The 17,782-nt window shown below is 50.9% G+C and carries 16 protein-coding genes and 2 pseudogenes; 10 read left to right on the top strand and 8 right to left on the bottom strand.

What is annotated here, in order from left to right:
* The first annotated feature begins 75 nt into the window (after positions 1-75).
* Entirely contained in the window at positions 76-1,176 is a 1,101-nt protein-coding gene (locus EDM21_RS05705; protein WP_157333655.1) for a nitric oxide synthase oxygenase, read from the top strand.
* Positions 1,177-1,243: 67 nt separating this feature from the next.
* Here EDM21_RS05705 and EDM21_RS05700 read toward each other — a convergent pair.
* Positions 1,244-1,453, bottom strand: a pseudogene (locus tag EDM21_RS05700) (IS3 family transposase); the annotation flags it as partial.
* A 221-nt stretch (positions 1,454-1,674) separates the two neighbouring features.
* Here EDM21_RS05700 and EDM21_RS05695 point away from each other — a divergent pair.
* From EDM21_RS05695 to EDM21_RS05660, 8 genes and pseudogenes are all read left to right on the top strand, one after another.
* A complete protein-coding gene (locus EDM21_RS05695) occupies positions 1,675-3,327 on the top strand; it encodes a spore germination protein (protein WP_157333883.1) in 1,653 nt (550 codons plus the stop codon).
* The gene (locus EDM21_RS05690; RefSeq protein ID WP_157333651.1) at positions 3,324-4,433 is read left to right on the top strand and encodes a GerAB/ArcD/ProY family transporter; all 1,110 of its coding nucleotides are present in this window, start codon (positions 3,324-3,326) and stop codon (positions 4,431-4,433) included. Before EDM21_RS05695 ends, EDM21_RS05690 begins: the two co-directional genes overlap by 4 nt.
* Positions 4,414-5,637: pseudogene (locus EDM21_RS05685) on the top strand (Ger(x)C family spore germination protein). The gene EDM21_RS05690 and the pseudogene EDM21_RS05685 overlap by 20 nt, the downstream one beginning before the upstream one ends.
* An 11-nt stretch (positions 5,638-5,648) precedes the next feature.
* The gene (locus EDM21_RS05680; RefSeq protein WP_157333649.1) at positions 5,649-5,849 is read left to right on the top strand and encodes a CLC_0170 family protein; all 201 of its coding nucleotides are present in this window, start codon (positions 5,649-5,651) and stop codon (positions 5,847-5,849) included.
* 82 nt (positions 5,850-5,931) lie between these two features.
* The gene (locus tag EDM21_RS05675; protein WP_157333646.1) at positions 5,932-7,281 is read left to right on the top strand and encodes a YheC/YheD family endospore coat-associated protein; all 1,350 of its coding nucleotides are present in this window, start codon (positions 5,932-5,934) and stop codon (positions 7,279-7,281) included.
* Between the two features lie 217 nt (positions 7,282-7,498).
* Positions 7,499-8,023 carry a C40 family peptidase gene (locus EDM21_RS05670; RefSeq protein WP_157333645.1) on the top strand — a complete coding sequence of 175 codons (525 nt, stop codon included), beginning with the start codon at positions 7,499-7,501 and terminating at the stop codon, positions 8,021-8,023.
* A 25-nt stretch (positions 8,024-8,048) separates the two neighbouring features.
* Complete coding sequence (locus tag EDM21_RS05665; RefSeq protein WP_157333643.1) at positions 8,049-8,813, top strand: C40 family peptidase; 765 nt, start codon at positions 8,049-8,051, stop codon at positions 8,811-8,813.
* Positions 8,814-9,012: 199 nt separating this feature from the next.
* A complete protein-coding gene (locus EDM21_RS05660; RefSeq protein ID WP_157333641.1) occupies positions 9,013-10,095 on the top strand; it encodes a YheC/YheD family endospore coat-associated protein in 1,083 nt (360 codons plus the stop codon).
* Positions 10,096-10,314: 219 nt separating this feature from the next.
* Here EDM21_RS05660 and EDM21_RS05655 read toward each other — a convergent pair whose 3' ends face one another.
* Both EDM21_RS05655 and EDM21_RS05650 read right to left on the bottom strand, forming a co-directional pair.
* Positions 10,315-11,121 carry a YheC/YheD family protein gene (locus EDM21_RS05655; RefSeq protein ID WP_157333639.1) on the bottom strand — a complete coding sequence of 269 codons (807 nt, stop codon included), beginning with the start codon at positions 11,119-11,121 and terminating at the stop codon, positions 10,315-10,317.
* A gap of 2 nt (positions 11,122-11,123) precedes the next feature.
* Complete coding sequence (locus EDM21_RS05650; protein ID WP_157333637.1) at positions 11,124-11,315, bottom strand: hypothetical protein; 192 nt, start codon at positions 11,313-11,315, stop codon at positions 11,124-11,126.
* 5 nt (positions 11,316-11,320) lie between these two features.
* Here EDM21_RS05650 and EDM21_RS05645 point away from each other — a divergent pair, with 5 nt between their 5' ends.
* Entirely contained in the window at positions 11,321-11,416 is a 96-nt protein-coding gene (locus EDM21_RS05645; RefSeq protein ID WP_084783409.1) for a sporulation protein YjcZ, read from the top strand.
* Positions 11,417-11,546: 130 nt separating this feature from the next.
* On the opposite strand, the gene EDM21_RS05640 is transcribed toward EDM21_RS05645, so the two are convergent.
* The 5 genes from EDM21_RS05640 to aroF all read right to left on the bottom strand — a co-directional run bounded on the left by EDM21_RS05640 (position 11,547) and on the right by aroF (position 17,674).
* Complete coding sequence (locus EDM21_RS05640) at positions 11,547-12,095, bottom strand: hypothetical protein (RefSeq protein WP_157333635.1); 549 nt, start codon at positions 12,093-12,095, stop codon at positions 11,547-11,549.
* 172 nt (positions 12,096-12,267) lie between these two features.
* The gene (locus tag EDM21_RS05635; RefSeq protein WP_157333633.1) at positions 12,268-13,494 is read right to left on the bottom strand and encodes a DUF1501 domain-containing protein; all 1,227 of its coding nucleotides are present in this window, start codon (positions 13,492-13,494) and stop codon (positions 12,268-12,270) included.
* A gap of 15 nt (positions 13,495-13,509) precedes the next feature.
* The gene (locus EDM21_RS05630) at positions 13,510-14,820 is read right to left on the bottom strand and encodes a DUF1800 domain-containing protein (protein WP_157333631.1); all 1,311 of its coding nucleotides are present in this window, start codon (positions 14,818-14,820) and stop codon (positions 13,510-13,512) included.
* Positions 14,821-14,988: 168 nt separating this feature from the next.
* Entirely contained in the window at positions 14,989-16,413 is a 1,425-nt protein-coding gene (gene glnA / locus EDM21_RS05625; RefSeq protein ID WP_157333629.1) for a type I glutamate--ammonia ligase, read from the bottom strand.
* 217 nt (positions 16,414-16,630) lie between these two features.
* Positions 16,631-17,674, bottom strand: a complete 1,044-nt coding sequence (gene aroF, locus EDM21_RS05620; protein WP_157333627.1) for a 3-deoxy-7-phosphoheptulonate synthase — start codon at positions 17,672-17,674, stop codon at positions 16,631-16,633.
* Positions 17,675-17,782 lie beyond the last annotated feature (108 nt).

The raw sequence follows: 17,782 nt of genomic DNA, 5'->3' as shown, positions 1-17,782 counted from the left end.
CGCTCATAAGTAGCAAGGACCAAGGGACTTCCGGGTGCCGTCCCGATCCTTGAGCAGAGGAGGCTTCCCATCCAGATGAATTCCAAATTACTTGAAGAAGCGCGGGCTTTCATTTATACATGTTACAGTGAATGGGGCAGGAGCGAGGAAGAAGCAGCCTCCCGATTCGAAGAAATCAGCAGAGAAGTATCGCAGACCGGAACTTATACCCATCACTATGAGGAACTCCAGCATGGGGCCAAAATGGCCTGGCGCAACAGCAACCGCTGCATCGGCAGGTTATTCTGGAATACGCTGCAGGTGTTCGATGAGCGGGATACGGCTGCGCCCGAAGGGATACGCGATGCTCTGCTTCGTCATATCCGTTACGGTACCAATGAAGGCAAAATCCGGCCGACTATTACGGTATTCGCCCCAGACTCCGCTGCGGAAGGTACGAACAACCGCCGCATCCACCTCTGGAATCACCAGTTAATCCGGTATGCCGGCTATGAGACCGGTGCCGGTGTCCTGGGTGATCCGCATTCCCTGGCTTTCACCCGTACATGTATGGAGCTTGGCTGGCGGGGTCAAGGTACCGCATTTGACGTCCTCCCGCTCGTCATACAAACAGGTGATGCTGCTGAGCCTGTCTGGTTTGAAATCCCTCAAGAAGATGTTCTGCAAGTTCCGCTGAAGCATCCGGATTTATCGTGGTTTGAAGATTTGAAGCTGCAGTGGTACGCCGTCCCGATCATCTCGGACATGCGCCTGGAGATCGGCGGCATCACGTATGGGGCTGCTCCCTTCAACGGCTGGTACATGGCAACGGAAATCGGCGCCCGTAACTTGGCGGATGAACAGCGTTACCATATGCTCCCGAAGGTTGCCTCCTGCATGGGGCTCGATACCGGAACGAATGCATCGTTCTGGAAAGACCGCGCCCTGCTGGAGCTGAATCATGCGGTGCATCACTCCTTCCGCGAGGCAGGCGTCAGCATCGTCGATCATCACACCGCGGCGCAGCAGTTTCAGCTTTTCGAGCAGCAGGAGAAGCAGTGCGGGCGTCCTGTCACCGGAGACTGGACGTGGCTCATTCCTCCGGTGTCTCCCGCCGTCACCCCTATTTTCCATAACCAGTATGAGAATACCTGGAAGACTCCGAATTTTTTTTACCAGGACAAGCCTTACAAATAAGCCGATCTTTGCAGGCATGATGTGAACTGCACCCCATCAAGTAGACACTATAAATAAGTAAAAGACACTAGGCGGCCTTAGTCCTGAACTGCATGGGACTGAGGCCGTTTAATTTTGCCTGTAAACGTTCGTTGTTGTAAAAGTAGATGTAGGCTTCAATGGCCTTCTCGAGCTTTTCAAACGTGCTGTATGTATGCATGTAATACATCTCGCATTTCAAGGTTCCCCAGAAGGCTTCCATGGGTCCATTGTCAATACACCGACCGACAAGTGACATAACTTTGGGTCATTTCCGTTTTCTCCAGCAGTTTCGTCCTTGTCTCAGCCTCTTGCTCCCAATTAACCTCTTTTGCTTGTAAAAAGAAGGAGACCTTTCTGACAGATTACTGACAGGCGTTTCCTTTTTCACGAATGATCCAAACCTATTTGACCCATATTAAGCAGAGTTATATTGAAATGACCGGGCCAAGAGAGGAGGCGGAATCCGTGTGGAAATGGATGAAGAAAACAGGAACGGGTGACAGCAGCCAGACAAGTACAAGCGGTAGAGGGATCATTCCCAGCGAATATTTGCAAGAGTCCGGACATCCCCGGGAAATAAGCGGCATCCTGGGCGATGATATCTGGCTCATTCAGGAATTAATGAAGAATAATGAGGACCTTGTCGTCCGTCATTTCCATTTATTTGACAGCACACCTGCCTCTCTGGTCTTCTTGACTTCTTTATCTGACCAGGAAGTGATCCGTTCCTATCTCCTTAAGCCGTTGATGACCCATTTAAAAGATGGCGGGCCTGCACCCGAAATCCAGACCGGAGAACAGTTATCCGACTATATTGTTAATCAGGTGATTCAAGTCAGTCACATTAAGACCGCTTCTGAAATTAAACAGCTGGTTGATAACCTTACAAGAGGTCAGACTATTCTGCTCGTCGAAGGGATTCCCCATTATTTCCTGACCGATACCCGTCATATCCAGAAGCGCGCGATCGAGCAGCCGCAGACCGAGCAGGTCATCCGCGGTCCCCGTGAAGGATTTATCGAACAGTTGGAGACGAACTTGTCTCTTCTCCGCTACCGGCTGCAGACCCCGGATTTCCGCGTAGAGGCGATGCAAATCGGGCGTTTAACGAAGTCGGAGGTGGCTCTCTGCTACATTCAAGGCATTACAAATCCTGTCTTAATCGACGAAGCCAAAAAACGTCTTTCTTCTATAGATACGGATGCCATTCTGGATGCAGGGTTTCTGGAGCAGTTTATTGAGGATCATCCGCTCTCCCCTTTTCCGCAGATACAGAATACCGAACGCCCGGACAAAACCGTCGCCGCCCTGCTTGAGGGAAGAGTCATTATTATGGTAGACGGTTCTCCTTTCGCCTTGATTGCGCCCACTGTGTTCACCCAATTCTATCAGACGGTAGACGATTATACCGAGCGCTTCCTCATCGCCAGCATGATTCGGATCATCCGGCTTATTGCCTTGGTCTTCTCGCTGCTGTTTCCGGCTCTCTATGTCTCTGTCATCTCTTTCAACCCGGAGCTGATTCCGACCGACTTCGCGGTAGCTGTAGCAGGCGCAAGAGCGGGCGTGCCTTTCCCGGCCATGCTTGAAGTGTTGATCATGGAAATATCCATGGAAATCCTCCGCGAAGCAACGATTCGGCTGCCGCAGCTCATTGGCGGAGCCTTATCGATCGTCGGGGTCCTGGTAATCGGACAAGCTGCCGTATCCGCGGGCTTCTCAAGCCCCATTACCGTTGTAATTATCGCTTTAACCACAGTAGGTTCGTTCGCCACTCCTGCATACAATGCCGCTATTGCCCTGCGCATGCTCCGGTTTCCACTGATCATTCTGGCAGGCTGCTTCGGCCTTTATGGCGTGATGCTGGGAGTTATCCTGATTGTTAATCATATGCTGAGTATCCGTTCATTCGGGATTCCTTATCTCGCTCCACTGGTACCCTTTAACGCTCAGGGATGGAAGGATGCTTTAGTAAGAGGTCCTCTATGGGGAATGAAGAAACGTCCCGACCATCTGCAGACAATGAACCGGAACCGCCGGAACCAGACGGACAAATATTTCCGTTCCTACTCATCTGCCTGGGACTCTACACCCGAGGCAACGGAAGAACAAGAAGGGGCTAAGTCATGAACAAGCATCCGCAAATCTCAAACCTGCAGGCAGGCTCCATCCTCGTCACGACTTTGATCGGAATTGGCGTTCTTCCGCTTCCGCGGGCCGCCGTACAAGCCGGAGAAAACGCCGCTCCTCTGGCAACCCTGATTGCAATCGCTGTGGCTGCCCTCTTTGTGACGGCCTGGAGCTTGCTCGGGATGAGATTCCCCAAACAATCCCTCGTGACCTACGGCAAAACGATTATGGGTAAATGGCTGTCGGGCCTGTTTATTGTCGTGATTACGGCTTATTTTATTGTAACGACGTCTATCACATTCCGCGAATTCGGAGAGGTTACGAATACCTTTGTACTTCGCCGGACTCCCCTTGAGATCATTATTATGATGATGCTGCTCCTGGTTGCCGTTACCGCACGCAAAGATATCTATTCATTCTCGCTCATCCACTCCTTCTACATGCCGTTTGTTATCTTCCCTGTGCTGTTCATCGTTATGCTTTCGCTGGGCAATGTAGAGTGGCTTAATCTCCAGCCGGTTCTGAGAACGCCGGATATGAAATTCTGGATGGGCTCACTGGGCATAGCGGCTTTGTTCCGCAACGCTCTTATTTACACCTATATCATCCCCCGGATGGAGAATCCCCGTACCGCAATGCGGATCGGGTTAATCAGCACAAGTATATCCGGGGGGCTGTATCTTCTGCTGGTCATTGCATCAGTCGGTGTATTCGGACCGCAGGAAATCAAACTGCTGCTGTGGCCGACACTTGAGTTAGGGCGGGCAACCATTATTCCGGGAGAATTCCTGGAGAGGCTGGATGCCACATTTCTCATCGTGTGGGTTATCTCGGTATTTAATTCCCTTCTCAGCGGTTATTACTTTATCGTTCTGACACTGAAAGAACAGCTCGGACTGAAAGACCACAGGATGATCGCGACTCTGCTGCTTCCTTTTCTTTTTCTGCTCAGCATGCTGCCGCAAAACCTGCTTCAGTTGTACAGAATCTCCTCCGTTATGGTTCCGGGAGGACTGCTTCTCTTAATGGGTTATCCCTGCATCCTGCTCGTGGTCGCTTATATCCGTAAGAAAGGAGGAGGCCGGGTTGAAACCGAATCCGTGTAAACTCTTTCTGATTCTAGCCGTTTGGCTCTCTTTCCCTTTGGTGTTGGCTGGATGCTGGGACCGCCTGGAGATTGAAGACCGGTCGCTTATTCTCGGCATGGCGATCGACCTGACCGATCAATCCATGGTAGAGAGCAAGCTCGACCGCGTCAATCATTCCAGCCCCAATCCGATACCGGGCAGCAAATTGATCCGCGTCACCACGTCCATTGCGGTCCCCGGACGGATTCCGTTAGGACCCAGCGAAGGGGGCGGCGGACAGGGAAAAGATAAACCGGTATGGGTCGTCCGTGTATACGGGCACACCGTCGACGATGCCCTGAACAATTTGCAGCAGCAGATTGCCGATCCTACCTATCTCATTCATCTCCGCGTGATCGTTATTAGTGAAGAGGTGGCCCGCGAACATATGGAGCATCTCAACGACTACTTCCGCCGCAATTCGGAAGTCCGCAGAAGAACGTGGCTGCTCGTCTCCAATGGAGAAGCCGCCCGGTTCCTGAATGTAGCACCTCCACTCGAAAGAGTGCCGACGCTCTACGTCTTGTCTATGCTGGAGAAATCGGTAAAGCTCGGCAAATTCCCTCCCGATTACATCGGTGTATTCTGGAGCAAATTGTCCAAGCATGGACAGGATGCCTATCTTCCCTTTGTCGACATCCGGCAGAAAGAAAACATCCTGATCGGAGGCATGGCTCTTTTTAGAAACAATAAAATGGTAGGCACTACGGAACCTCTGGAAATCGGCGCCTACATGGCGGTCAAGCAGATTAATCCGGGCGGCTATACGCCTCTGGTCAATGTGCCGGGTATAGGGCCTGTCATGACGAATACGACGGAGAGGAAATCGAGAATCCAGGTGAATATGAAGGATGGGCAGCCGCATTTTCACATCATGGTGCATCTGGAGCAGGATCTTGAGGAAAAATACGACGAAGACATTGAAATCACAGAGCGGACAATCGGCCAAATTGAATCAAGCGTAGCCAAAGAAACCAAACGTGTTATTGAAGCCCTGATCCGTAAAACCCAGGCCAAGTAGTCCGATATTTTCGGATTAGGGGAATATGTCAGAGCGAAGGAACCCGGATATTGGAACACACACATCAAGACGAAAGAGAAATGGCATCAGGCATACCGTACCTTACCGATAGAAGTCAGCACCAAAGTTCATCTGAACCGCACCGGGATGGAATACAAATAGGAGGAGAGGTTATGTATTTAGGCTATCTGCATTACCTGGCTTCCTTCTTCCTGCTTGCCGGTCTCGGGCTGCTCTTGGTAGAGAAGCGTATCTGCGAAATAAGCGGCTGGGACAAAGAAAAAACCTGGGCGATGTGGCTTGGCTGGTTCGAGATCCTAGCGGGTCTGCTTATCTTCCTGATGTACTTCCTGTTCCGCCATTACTTCTGGTAATTCCCTCACAGGTACAGGCACAACAAGCGTCCCCTTCTAATAAAATGCTTGCAGGAGATTCGTTTGGAGAAGGGGTTTGTTTATGGCCAGACTTGTTCCGTCCCGCCAAGCGCGGCAAGCATCTGCACACCCGGCCGGACTGGTCCGGGGAACTGAGCGTCCGTCACGCAGTAAGAATCGCTCGGACCGCGCCTGTCCGGGATCACAAGGAGATCTCCCGCTAGAGGTAAACGGGGCCTCTGCAGCGGACTCCACTAGTCAGCCGGCATTGTCCGGAGCTGAAGATGATACCGCCACCGCCACAATCCGCGGCACCAAAGCCCCCAAGACGAATCCCCTGATCGGCGTGCTGATCAAAAACGTGTACCCGGATTCGTCCAAGGGGCTGTTCGGCGCGATCACGGCCTTCTGCCAGGAACTTGATGAAGCAAGCAGGCAGCAGAACGCGCGTGTGTTCATCTTCACGGTAGAAGGAATTACGTCTGGCAGTTCCCAGGTAAGCGGGTGGCATTACTCGGAGGGTTCCTGGAAGCGGGGGACGTTCCCTATCCCTTCGGTCATTTACAACCGGCTGACTTCCCGGGTACTCGAAGCGCGCCCGAAGGTCCAGCAGTTTTTTCGCGAAGCAAAGTCTCACGGGGCAAAAGTCTTTAACGAGAAATATTTGAACAAAACCGAAGTATTTCAAGCCCTCAAAAATGATGAGGCCTGCAAAAGTTTCCTGCCGGAGTCTCATCCTTTTAAAAACTATGCCATGCTCCAGACGATGTGCGGTAAATACCCGGTTGTGTTCCTCAAACCCGTTCTGGGCAGCCTCGGCAAAGGCATTCTCCGCATTACAGACCTTGGAGATAAAACGTACAGCTGTGAGATTCCAACGGTTAACGGTACGAACCGGAGAGTGTACAGAAGCTTATCCAAGCTGTTCAGCGCCCAACTGGGCAAACTCAAAACAAGCCGCTACCAGATTCAGCAGGGGCTTACGCTCATTCATGTGGGCGGACGCCCCGTCGATTTCCGGGCCCTCGTGCAAAAGGATCAAAAAGGAGAATGGGCCGTAACCTCCGTGGTCGCCCGCATTGCCGGGGCCAATCACTTCGTGTCCAATCTCGCCCGCGGGGGATCACTGGGCACGGTCAAGGAAACACTCGCCCGCACTTCGCTTCCGGCAGCGGACCTCAAGAAAATCTCGGAACAAATCCGTAAGGCTGCCGTAGCTGTCGCCGCCGGCATCCAGACGAACATCCCTTCTTTATTTGGCGAGCTGGGTGTTGATCTCGCTGTGGATACGAGCGGCAGAGTGTGGCTGCTGGAGGTCAACTCCAAGCCCTCCAAGAACGACAATACCCCGCTGGACAGCAGTGAAGGCAAAATTCGCCCGTCTGTCCGCAGGGTTATCCGGTATTCCAAGTATTTGGCCGCCCAAACTTAACTTTGGCCGTAAATAAAAGATAGGAAGAGATAATCGAAGGAAATCGGCTGTGGAAGCCTATTCATCTGCTGCACATCATGCTTTCCGCCAATTCTAATTGTTTTCTAATTAAAGCGCGCAAACCCAGTACTCGTCTGGGTTTGCGTTTTTTTATCCAAAAAACTCCATCTTCTCCTATGCTATACTGGGAAACATCAACGAGATGGAGGTACAAGACATGAAACTACAACTAGGAAAGAAACTCATCATCGCAAGTCTGAGCGCCACAATAGCCCTCTCGGGTGGATTAACTGCTCTACCTACACAAACCGAGGCCGCGATCTCCAATGCAGCTTTTGCAAACAAAGCCAACAAGATTATTGATCTGGCCGATAATTATATGGGCAGACCTTACAAATTGGGAGCGAAAACCGGTAACACCAGCTCATTCGACTGCTCTTCACTGGTACAGTTCGTATACCAGAAGAACGGAATCAAACTGGCACGCGGAGCACGCGGTCAATATGAGAACGGCAAGCCGATTAAACGCAGCCAGCTTAAAAGAGGCGATCTGGTCTTCTTCTCTACGACAGCTACGCTGAAATATTCGAAGAACTCCATTAAACGTATTGGTCACGTCGGTATTTATGCCGGTAATAATAAAGTCCTGCACACTTTCGGTAAGGGAGGCGTGAAATACAGCAACATGGGTTCCGGCTGGTGGGACAAGCACTACGTGACAGCGGTACGAGTCATCAAGTAATTTACACCAGGAGATGATTAATCGAATGAAGCGTCTATCTAAACTAGTACTAAGCCTTGCCGTACTAGGCAGCAGTTATTCTGTAGCAGGAGCCGCCTTTGCAGAGACGGCTCCCGCTGTTAAATCAAGTACTACATCCATTATTATTACCACCGGAACCCCTTACTTAAAACAGGAACCTGTTTCCGGAAAAGGTAAAATTTACGGCACCGTTCCAAAAGGTACGGAGCTGAAACTTCTGGAAGAAACAAACCGTTACTTCGTAAAAGTCAATTACAAGGGACAGACCGGTTACATCTCTACCCTTTTCTTCAAAAAGGTAAGCGGCGGTACCACTACGAAACCGGAATCCGGCAGTTCGTCATCCTCTAACATTACGTTAGCCAAAAAAGCCGACAACATTATTGCTTTTGCCAAGAGTCTGGAAGGTAAAGTGCAGTATCAGTACGGTAAGAACGATACGAACAAATTACTGTTTGACTGTTCTTCCTTCACCAAATATGTATTTGCCAAGGAAGGCATCAACCTGAAATGGGGAGCAAGATCCCAGTATAAGGCCGCGACTCCAATCAGTAAAAGCGAACTCCGCAAAGGAGATCTCGTGTTCTTCTCCACCAATGCTACATACAAATACACCGATAAGGTTCAAAAAATCGGACATGTAGGCCTCTATATGGGCAATGGCAAGTTTATTCACAACGTTAACCCTAAGGATGATGTTGTTATTGGTGATATGAACGCAAGCTGGCAGCAGAAACATTTTGTCGCTGCGGCGCGCGTTCTTAAATAAATTGCATAACTGTCTTAATCCGGGAGATATACTCCCGGATTTTTTTAATGCAGGGAAGCATGAACTTCGACGAGCTATGTACCCTCACTACCCTCACCCTATAGGGGCAAGTACGCCGCTTTTGGGTGCGGCACAGCACACCATCTTCCCTAAGGGACCATATGATATTACAGTCTAAGGGAAGGGAATGGTAGTTGTTATGGCAAAGCCCGTAATCGGCATCCTCACTTGGAGGGAGGGGCATTCCTTCAAAGAACCGGGGTACTTCCGCTCACTTGTAAAGGAAGGCCAGAAATTAGGTGCCACTGTGTTTATCTTCTCGCATAAAGATGCGTTCCCGGATAAAAAGCAGGTGCGGGGCTACGTACCACTTGAGAAAGGCGGCTGGACTCATCGGACGTTTCCTTGGCCCGACGTGGTGATCGACCGCTGCAGAACGGCTCAAGACGGATATCGCGAGTTCCGCAAACAAAAACATTTTATATATGCCAACAACACGTTTACGAATAAAATGAGCGCAACCCGGCTTTTTACCAATAACGAGAATCTTATCAAATGGATTCCCGCTACCGTGGATTACAGCCTAGACAACCTGACACGAATGTTCAAAAAACATACGATCCTGTATATTAAACCGGGTAACGGGACCGGAGGCAAAAGTATCGTGAAAGTCTCCAAAACAAAAGACGGTTACCGGCTGCTGGGACGTACGAGAGGATACGGCAGGCGGAATCTGCTTTTCAAAGACATTTCATCGCTCGGCAACTGGCTCAACCGGTGGGTCCAGCAGGAAAGAATCCGTAAAGGCAGCTTCATGATCCAGCAGGGATTGGACCTCGAACTGATTCCGGGTCACGTATCTGACATGAGGCTCCTGATCCAGAAGAATGAGAACGGAAACTGGGAAGTGACCGGTGAAGGTATGAGGATCGGAGGCGTGAACAATCCGACCTCCAACCTTCACGGCGGCGGCAGAGCGGCCAGTGTGGCCGATGTTCTGCACAAACGGTTTGGCGTCAAAAAAACGGAAGAAATCGTAGCCGAGTGCCGCGAGCTTGCTCACGGGATCGTATCGGCCATTGAGAAGCAGTACGGCAGCATGCTCGAATTCGGCCTCGATATCGGAATCGATACACGCGGCCGCGTCTGGCTCATTGAAGTGAATCCCAAGCCAGGCCGGGAACTGTTCAAGAAAATGGGGCGCAGCGATCTGTACGTCAGAGCGATCCGCCGCCCTATCCAATACGCCATGCACCTGAAGGAAGAGAGCGTGAAAGAATAATCCCATGATTTTCATATTGCCTTTAATGCCCCTGCATTAGAGGTTTTTTTATATGTACTTAGCATCTTCTTCTTGACAGGTAACCGCTGCAGGAAGCTTGTGACCGGCTGAACCGAAGATGACGAAAAGACACAGGAAGTTGCCTTCCCGTGTCTTAGCAGAACCATTCTTTTTGTTGTATCCACTGGAGAAGCTCACCCGCCCCTTACAACCTCTACCCTATGCTTTGCCGTAAGAAAGTTTACGGTGCCGCTTTTTACCTTTATATACAGGGAGCGGTGAGTGATTGGCCCGGATGTACCGCCATATTTTGCGAAAAACCGTTTTATCTTGGAGCTTCTTGAAAATAAACGGATCGGGCTTGGTGTTCACTTCCAGAATCCATGGCTTAAGATCTCTATCGATCGCGATATCCACCCCGAAGGCGGTTACTTTCGGATATCCGGTATGCATATATTCCGCGATTTCTAAACCGAGCCCGTTCAGCTTTTTCACGTATTCTTCCACTTGATCCGGTTTCAAATACTCTTCAAGCAGCCTCGGGAGGGCAGTTGGCGTCCCTCCGCTGTGATAGTTTGTTACGATTTTGTCCGGGTGTGCGACTCTCCCGATAATTCCGGTGTTTTCCCACTCCCCGTCGAAGTTCTTCTGAACCATAATCCGAATGTCAAACGGGCGTCCTTTGCTGGTTAGAAGCCGGATACCGCGCTGAACGAGATGCTTCCGTTCCTTCAGGTAAGGGAACATAGAACGGTACAGATCCTCGTAGCTGTCAAACACCTTCTTGCGCTTGCCGATCTGATAGCGGTATTTACCTTTGGTCAGAATATCTACGCGCAGAATCCCCCGGCCCCCGGTTCCATTATTGGGTTTGACATACACCACATTGTATCGCTTCAGCCAATCCCGGATGTGCTCTTTGGATTCCGAAGCTGAATCGGGAAGAAACTTCTTTAGCTCCGGATGCCGGTTAAGGTATTGGGTTTTACCCAGCTTGTTGTTAGGCAGAACATTCTGTGAATCCATGGTCATCCTCCCATGTTCTCCAGGCGCAGCAGCTGCCGTGGAAGCCGGCGCAGCCGAAGCTTCATCTCTTGTATAGTGTACGGCAGAGCCGGGTAAAACGTGCATCCCATCCTCGGCAGATTAGGCGCGCCCACCCAGACCAACCCGGAACCCGCCGCATAGGATATCGTGTACTCCATTACGAAGGAGGTCATGCGAAATGTCAGGAGTTGGATACGGCGGTTTCACAAGCACGGGTGCCATTCTGGTTCTCTTCATCCTTCTGGTAATCATCAGCCGCGCTTTCTTGTACTAATCCGGCGTGCATGAAGCTTTAAACAAAGAGAAGGCCATCCCTTTGGGATTGGCCTTCTCTTTGTTGGTGGCAGCAGCCTTATTGGCTCAGCAAGAATACGTTGAGCATAGTGGATAGAAATCCACTTCATTCATTCCAAATTTCCGGTGGAGACAGAAGCTTCAATTTTTGCGCTCAGCTTATTTGTCTTCATTGTTTGTACAAACTCTTTTTGAAAAGTGTTCACGGCATCGTATTTTTCTGCATCATACATAAGTTGATGATTGTCGGCTACTTTAAACTTGCCTTGGTATACGCCGGCGATCGTGTAGGCATTTTGAGCGATCGGCCCTTCATAAGGCCGCAAAAAAAGCACATAGTTCCCTTTGTGAGTGTCTTTGGTAATATTCAGTGTCGCAAGCTCTAGCAGATTAAGGCGGGTGCGCTCCAGTTGCTGTTTCCCCTTAAAGACTGTAACGATTTCTATCTGTGTTTTGGCAAAATCCGCATTCAGGTGATGAATGGTTTCTTGATGATCCGTTATCTTTACTTCGGCGATGATTGGAGAAGCTTCGGCGATCTCTTCAAACGATGTATAGACTTTCGAAACATCAAGCGCCGCATAAGAGTACGGAGGAGGATTCTGAGAACAGCCTGCCGCAGTGATTAAGAAAAGGCATAACAGGATAAACTTTTTCAACTTTATTCTCCCCCTTTAATAGCGAATTTTCTCACCATTTAGTCTAATGCAAGGCTGTCACTTCAAATAAATTGCTGACAACAAAGTCTTTTCATCTCCATTATAAGACCGTACATTGAACGCAGGGTAGAATAAAAAAAGGCCATTCCGTCAGGACTGGCCTTCTTGGTCACTAAATAAACGACAATTTCTCGTATGTCCGGCCCAGCGTGCTCTTGGCATCGCCTTGGAGCCAATCTTCCACAATGGTGTAATAGATGGAGCGGAAATCCACCTGAGATTCAAGATCGCCCTTGATCAGCTTCGTAAGACTCGGATAAGCTCCATACAGTCCCCCGCTGACGCTTCCTCCCAACAGGAAGACAGGCCCGGCCGTTCCATGGTCGGTTCCTCCGCTGCCATTCTCCTTGACCCTGCGGCCAAACTCCGAGAATGCCATCGTCATAACTTTATCCTGAAGCCCGTGCGCCTCCAGGTCACGGTAGAAGGCTCCCAGAGCCGCGTCTACGGTCCGCAGCATTTTGCCGTGATTCGCCTTCTCATGGGCATGGTCGTCGAAAGGCCCTACCTGCGTATAGAACACGCGCGTATCCGAACCTGACGCCAGCAATCTCACAGCCAATTGCAGTTCCCTGGCAAAAGCCGTATCCGGATAAATCACCCCTTCCCGGTACCGGGGAGCCAGTGCCTGCACAGCCTCCACACTGCGGTAGGCTTCCATCCCGCTGCTGCAAATGACGCGCAGCGGCGTAATCTGCTTGCCCGGATCGTACATATCCAGGAAAGCCTTGTTGAGACGGTTCCGGTCGGGATCGGATGTTTTGTTCGTAAAAATTTTGTAAGAATCAATTGTCGATACCAATGGAAGCGACATAGAATCATGCATCAGTGCCCTGCATTGTGTCTTACCGAGCTGCACGGCCCGAAGCGGATTGCCGGCGTCCAGCGAAGCGGCGGCATACCGGGCTACCCAGCCATTGGTTATCCGCTTCTCCGGCTCCGCCGTATGCCAGATCTCCATGGATCTGAAATGCGAATAATCCTGCTTCGGATAGCCGACGCCTTGAACAATCGCCAGCTTGCCCCGCTTGTACAGCTCATTCAGCTCGCTGAGGCTCGGGTGCAGCCCCAGCTGCCCATTGATCTCAAACACTTCATGCTGTTTGAGCTTAAGAGTCGGCCTTGCGTCATGGTAAGCCCCGATTCCATACGGAATCAGCGTATTAAGCCCGTCGCTGCCGCCCGACAGCTGCACGACAACCAGTGCCTTGCCCGTATCGCGGGACGGTCCCGGCGTAAGCAGCTTCTTGCTGTCCGCATAGAGCAGCGGTCCTCCAAGCCCGAGCGCCGCGACCAGCGCCGTCCCTTTAATCAGAAACTCTCTTCGTGTCAGATTCATATTCTCACCCTCCGGTTACTTCATCTGCGCTTCCGGACTAATGAGCAGAAGCTGAAGCAGACTTCTTTTGCCCCCTGCCGGTTTCTTGGAGGCTACAATGGTTTCGGACGCATACCGGGACAATACAGCCGCCGTATTGCGGCCAAGACTTGGAATGCCGACGCTCCGGCTCCAGCGCTCGACATAAGCCTCCCCGCCCGCCCCTGATTCTGCGGGCGACATCGCCTGGATCTGGCTGTCCGTAACCCGCTTGGACACTTTGTCCGCGAATTGATAGCGGGCAAGCAGGCGGCTGGTGGACAGCCAGGATGCTCCGCCCTTCCAGCCGGATATATCCGGCGGGGCGTACAGATCCATGCCCATCAGGCCCATGGATGCGCGCATGGCTGCCGTCAGCGGAATATCCAGCGAGCGCATAGCGCCGGCCACGTATTCCGCGGGAGTTTTGACCAGCGACATCCGGTATGCCGGTTCATAGAACTCATCGGAGATCAGCAGTTCGTAGAGAACGTCCCCGATCGTATTTAATTTCTTGATGTTCCGCGCCACCTTATCGATCCATGCTTCCGGAGGATTCTCCGTACCGAAGTATGTCAGAAGCTTCGAAGCGATGAACTTCGGCAGAGCCGTCTGCCTCATCAGGATAATCACGGTATCTTCCGCATTGAATCTGCCGCTCTCCCCCAGCAGCACTTTGCCGCCTTCGTCATGCTGCTTGTCGACAAACTGTACCTTATCCGCTTTGCGGTCGTAGCTCCAGCCGGTGAGAGCCCGCGCCGCCTCCTTCACATCTTCCTCCTTGTAATTGCCGATTCCGAGTGTAAAAAGCTCCATCATCTCACGGGCATAATTCTCATTCGGAGACCCTTTGCGGTTCGTGGAAACATCCAGATACAGCATCATAGCCGGGTCCTGCCGGATCGCATCGAGCAGTGAACGGAAGCTGCCCAGCGCATGCTTGCGCAGAAGCTCATTTTGCCGCACCATCAGCATCATGTCGCTCACTTTGTAATAGGACGAGGCAAAATGACTATGCCAGAACAAGGTCATTTTCTCGATCAAAGGAGTCGGAGACGCGATCATCCGGTAAAGCCAGTAGGTTTGCTGGTCGCCGAGCCCCTTCTCGATAAGCGGTTTGTCATCCGCTTTTACCTGCCCGAATGGCAGTACATCCTGTGATCCATCTATTAAAGGAATTCCGGAAGTCAGCCTTCGGACCGATTCTTCCTTTCCCAGTTTCAAGCATTCTTGAACTTCTGACGGGACAGCAGAAAAGGACGTTCTCCCCAATAGGTGAAGCACTTCCTTCTCGCTCCAATCTTTCATGTGTGGCACCACCTTACTCCTTCATTCCTTCTATCATACAACCAAAATATGACATAGAGTTCAGGAACATGCTAAGCCTGTGTTAAGAAAACAAAAACTCCCGAAACATTTGGAAACTGTTTCGGGAGTCTGTAAGACATCATTTAAAATAACCGGCAAGGAAGGCTGTTAGCAGCCGAAGTACAGGGAGTACTCGTGCGGGTGGATGCGGATTGCAACAGCTTTCGCTTCGCCGCGTTTGATATCGACATAGTTCGCAATGAAGTCTTTCGTGAACACTTCGCCTTGGAGCAAGAATTCATGATCCGCTTCCAGAGCGTCAAGAGCTTCTTCCAGTGTGCCTGGAACGCTGCGGATTTCGGATTTGTCTGCATCGGACAGCTCATAAATGTTCTTATCCAGCGGGCCGTAGCCGAGTTCGCGAGGATCGATCTTCTTCTTGATGCCGTCCAGACCCGCCATCAGCATAGCTGCAAAAGCAAGGTATGGGTTAGCCGTGGAGTCCGGTGTACGGAATTCGATCCGACAGCCCTTCGGTGTCACAGCAGCAACCGGAATACGGACAGCCGCGGAACGGTTTCCTTTGGAGAACACCAGGTTAACCGGTGCTTCATAACCCGGAACAAGGCGTTTGAACGAGTTGGTGGACGGGTTAGTCAGCGCGATCAGTGCGGGAGCATGATACAGAATACCGCCGATGTAGTGCATAGCCATTTCACTCAGATTCGCGTAGCCGTTCTTGTCGAAGAACAGAGGCGTGTCGCCATCGAAGATACTTTGGTGAACGTGCATACCGGAACCATTGTCTCCAAAGAGTGGCTTAGGCATGAAAGTCGCTACTTTTCCATACTGTCTGGCTGTGTTGTGTACAATATATTTGTATTTCATCAAATTGTCTGCGGTTTTAGTGAGGGTGTCAAAACGGAAGTTAATCTCGGCTTGACCTGCTGTTGCTACTTCGTGGTGATGACGCTCGATGCGAAGACCTGCTTCTTGGAGAAGTTTACACATTTCACTGCGGATATCCTGCTGGCTGTCCACGGGTTGTACAGGCACGTAGCCGCCTTTGACTCCGATTTTGAAGCCCAGGTTGCCGCCTTCTTCTTTGCGGGAAGTGTTCCATGCCCCTTCTTCGGAATCGACCGAATAGAAGGAAGTATTCATGCTGCTCTCGTAACGAACGTCGTCGAAAATGAAAAACTCGGATTCAGGAGCAAAGAATGCCGTTGTGCCTACGCCGGCCGTTTGCAGGAATTCTTCTGCTTTGTGTGCGATGCTGCGCGGATCGCGCTCATAACGCTCGCCGTCAGGAGTGTGGATGTTGCACATAACGATCAGTGTCGGATGAGCGGTAAAAGGATCCACATAGACGGATTCCGTATCCGGCATCATAACCATGTCCGATTCTTCAATACCGCGGAAACCTTGAATGGAGGAACCGTCAAAAGCGACCCCGTTCTCGAATGTTTCTTCCTCAACTTCGCAAGCCGGCAAAGAAATGTGGTGCGCTTTACCCAGTAGATCTACGAAACGAAAATCAACCCATTCAATGCCTTTTTCCTTGATAAGGTCTAATACGTTCTTAACTGACATGTGTAAACCCTCCTAATTCCGTACATTCACATTGGATTCTCTGTGTAATGTTCAAGTTTTCAACTCATCTTTTTACATATTATATAGCGCTGCCGGAAATATCGTCAATAGTCATGTCAGGTATTTTTTTAAATTGTGTAAGGTTTCATCACATGAAACGAAAAAAACCGGATTTCTCCGGTTTTCAGTGGATTTAATAATGGAATTATTGGTGGAATTATACTAGTACAGCTTCCTTGGATGTGTCGAAACGTTTGCCGCAAAGCGGGGCCAGCTGCTCCAGATCGCGAAGCAATTTGGCGAATTGTTCCGGGAAAAGCGATTGAACTCCGTCTCCGGTCATCGAATTGTCCGGATCTGTATGCATTTCGATAATGAGGCCGTCCGCTCCCGCCGCTACGGATGCTTTGGTCATCGGTTCGACAAGTTCCCGGCGTCCTGTTCCGTGGCTCGGGTCCGAGATGACCGGCAGATGGCTCAAGCTTTGGAGTACCGGAATCGCGGTAAGATCCAGCGTGTTGCGCGTGTACGTCTCGAATGTTCGGATTCCGCGTTCGCACAGCATAACGTTCGGATTCCCGCCCGCCAGAATGTACTCGGCCGCATTGAGGAACTCATCGTAAGTGGAGCTGAAACCGCGCTTAAGCAGCACTGGCGTTTGAATCGTACCGAGCTTACGGAGCAGATCAAAGTTCTGCATGTTGCGGGTACCGACCTGCAGAATGTCCGTGTACTCGGCGCATATATCGACGTATTCCGGTGTCATGACTTCTGTGATCGTCAGAAGCCCATGCTTGCGTCCCGCTTCAGCCATCATAACCAGACCTTCCACTCCAACGCCCTGGAAGCTGTATGGACCTGTACGAGGTTTAAAGGCTCCGCCGCGGAGCACTTGGCCTCCGGCCGCTTTGACCAGACGTGCGATTTCATCCATTTGCTCAGGGGTTTCTACCGCGCAGGGGCCGCCCATAACAACCAGTTGGTCGCCGCCGATTTCGACATCCTTGATTCGAATTACGGTATCCGCCGGATGAAAGTCACGGCTTGCCAGTTTGTAGGATTTCGAGATCTTCACCACTTGCTCGACGCCTTTCTGCTGACGCAGCTGTTCTGCAAGTACAGGATCGGCTTGGCCGATAATTCCGATGACCGTCCGGTCATCGCCGCGGGATACATGAGCCTGCACACCATGGCTTTGGATAATTTGGACGATATCATCAATTCGGCCTTGCTCCACCTTATTAGAAAGAATTGCGATCATTTCATTCACCACTCCTATGGGTTTGTATTTGCTAATGCCGGCCGTGCTTCCTCACTATTTCACTTTCGAGCTTTTAAGCTTCTATGCTTTTTAGCTTTTATACGTCTA

Source organism: Paenibacillus lutrae, from assembly GCF_009757775.1.
Classification (GTDB): Bacteria; Bacillota; Bacilli; order Paenibacillales; family NBRC-103111; genus Paenibacillus_F; species Paenibacillus_F lutrae.
The sequence above is the reverse complement of the archived record's forward strand: the minus strand, read 5'-3'. Positions and strand labels throughout refer to the sequence as shown.

Coding starts and splice junctions, on each gene's coding strand:
- glnA (WP_157333629.1), bottom strand. CDS start 16,413: ATGTCAGTTAAGAACGTATTAGACCTTATCAAGGAAAAAGGCATTGAA.
- EDM21_RS05695 (WP_157333883.1), top strand. CDS start 1,675: ATGAAGAAAACAGGAACGGGTGACAGCAGCCAGACAAGTACAAGCGGT.
- EDM21_RS05645 (WP_084783409.1), top strand. CDS start 11,321: ATGTCAGGAGTTGGATACGGCGGTTTCACAAGCACGGGTGCCATTCTG.
- aroF (WP_157333627.1), bottom strand. CDS start 17,674: ATGATCGCAATTCTTTCTAATAAGGTGGAGCAAGGCCGAATTGATGAT.
- EDM21_RS05690 (WP_157333651.1), top strand. CDS start 3,324: ATGAACAAGCATCCGCAAATCTCAAACCTGCAGGCAGGCTCCATCCTC.
- EDM21_RS05705 (WP_157333655.1), top strand. CDS start 76: ATGAATTCCAAATTACTTGAAGAAGCGCGGGCTTTCATTTATACATGT.
- EDM21_RS05660 (WP_157333641.1), top strand. CDS start 9,013: ATGGCAAAGCCCGTAATCGGCATCCTCACTTGGAGGGAGGGGCATTCC.
- EDM21_RS05630 (WP_157333631.1), bottom strand. CDS start 14,820: ATGAAAGATTGGAGCGAGAAGGAAGTGCTTCACCTATTGGGGAGAACG.
- EDM21_RS05650 (WP_157333637.1), bottom strand. CDS start 11,315: ATGACCTCCTTCGTAATGGAGTACACGATATCCTATGCGGCGGGTTCC.
- EDM21_RS05670 (WP_157333645.1), top strand. CDS start 7,499: ATGAAACTACAACTAGGAAAGAAACTCATCATCGCAAGTCTGAGCGCC.
- EDM21_RS05675 (WP_157333646.1), top strand. CDS start 5,932: ATGGCCAGACTTGTTCCGTCCCGCCAAGCGCGGCAAGCATCTGCACAC.
- EDM21_RS05665 (WP_157333643.1), top strand. CDS start 8,049: ATGAAGCGTCTATCTAAACTAGTACTAAGCCTTGCCGTACTAGGCAGC.
- EDM21_RS05635 (WP_157333633.1), bottom strand. CDS start 13,494: ATGAATCTGACACGAAGAGAGTTTCTGATTAAAGGGACGGCGCTGGTC.
- EDM21_RS05680 (WP_157333649.1), top strand. CDS start 5,649: ATGTATTTAGGCTATCTGCATTACCTGGCTTCCTTCTTCCTGCTTGCC.
- EDM21_RS05655 (WP_157333639.1), bottom strand. CDS start 11,121: ATGGATTCACAGAATGTTCTGCCTAACAACAAGCTGGGTAAAACCCAA.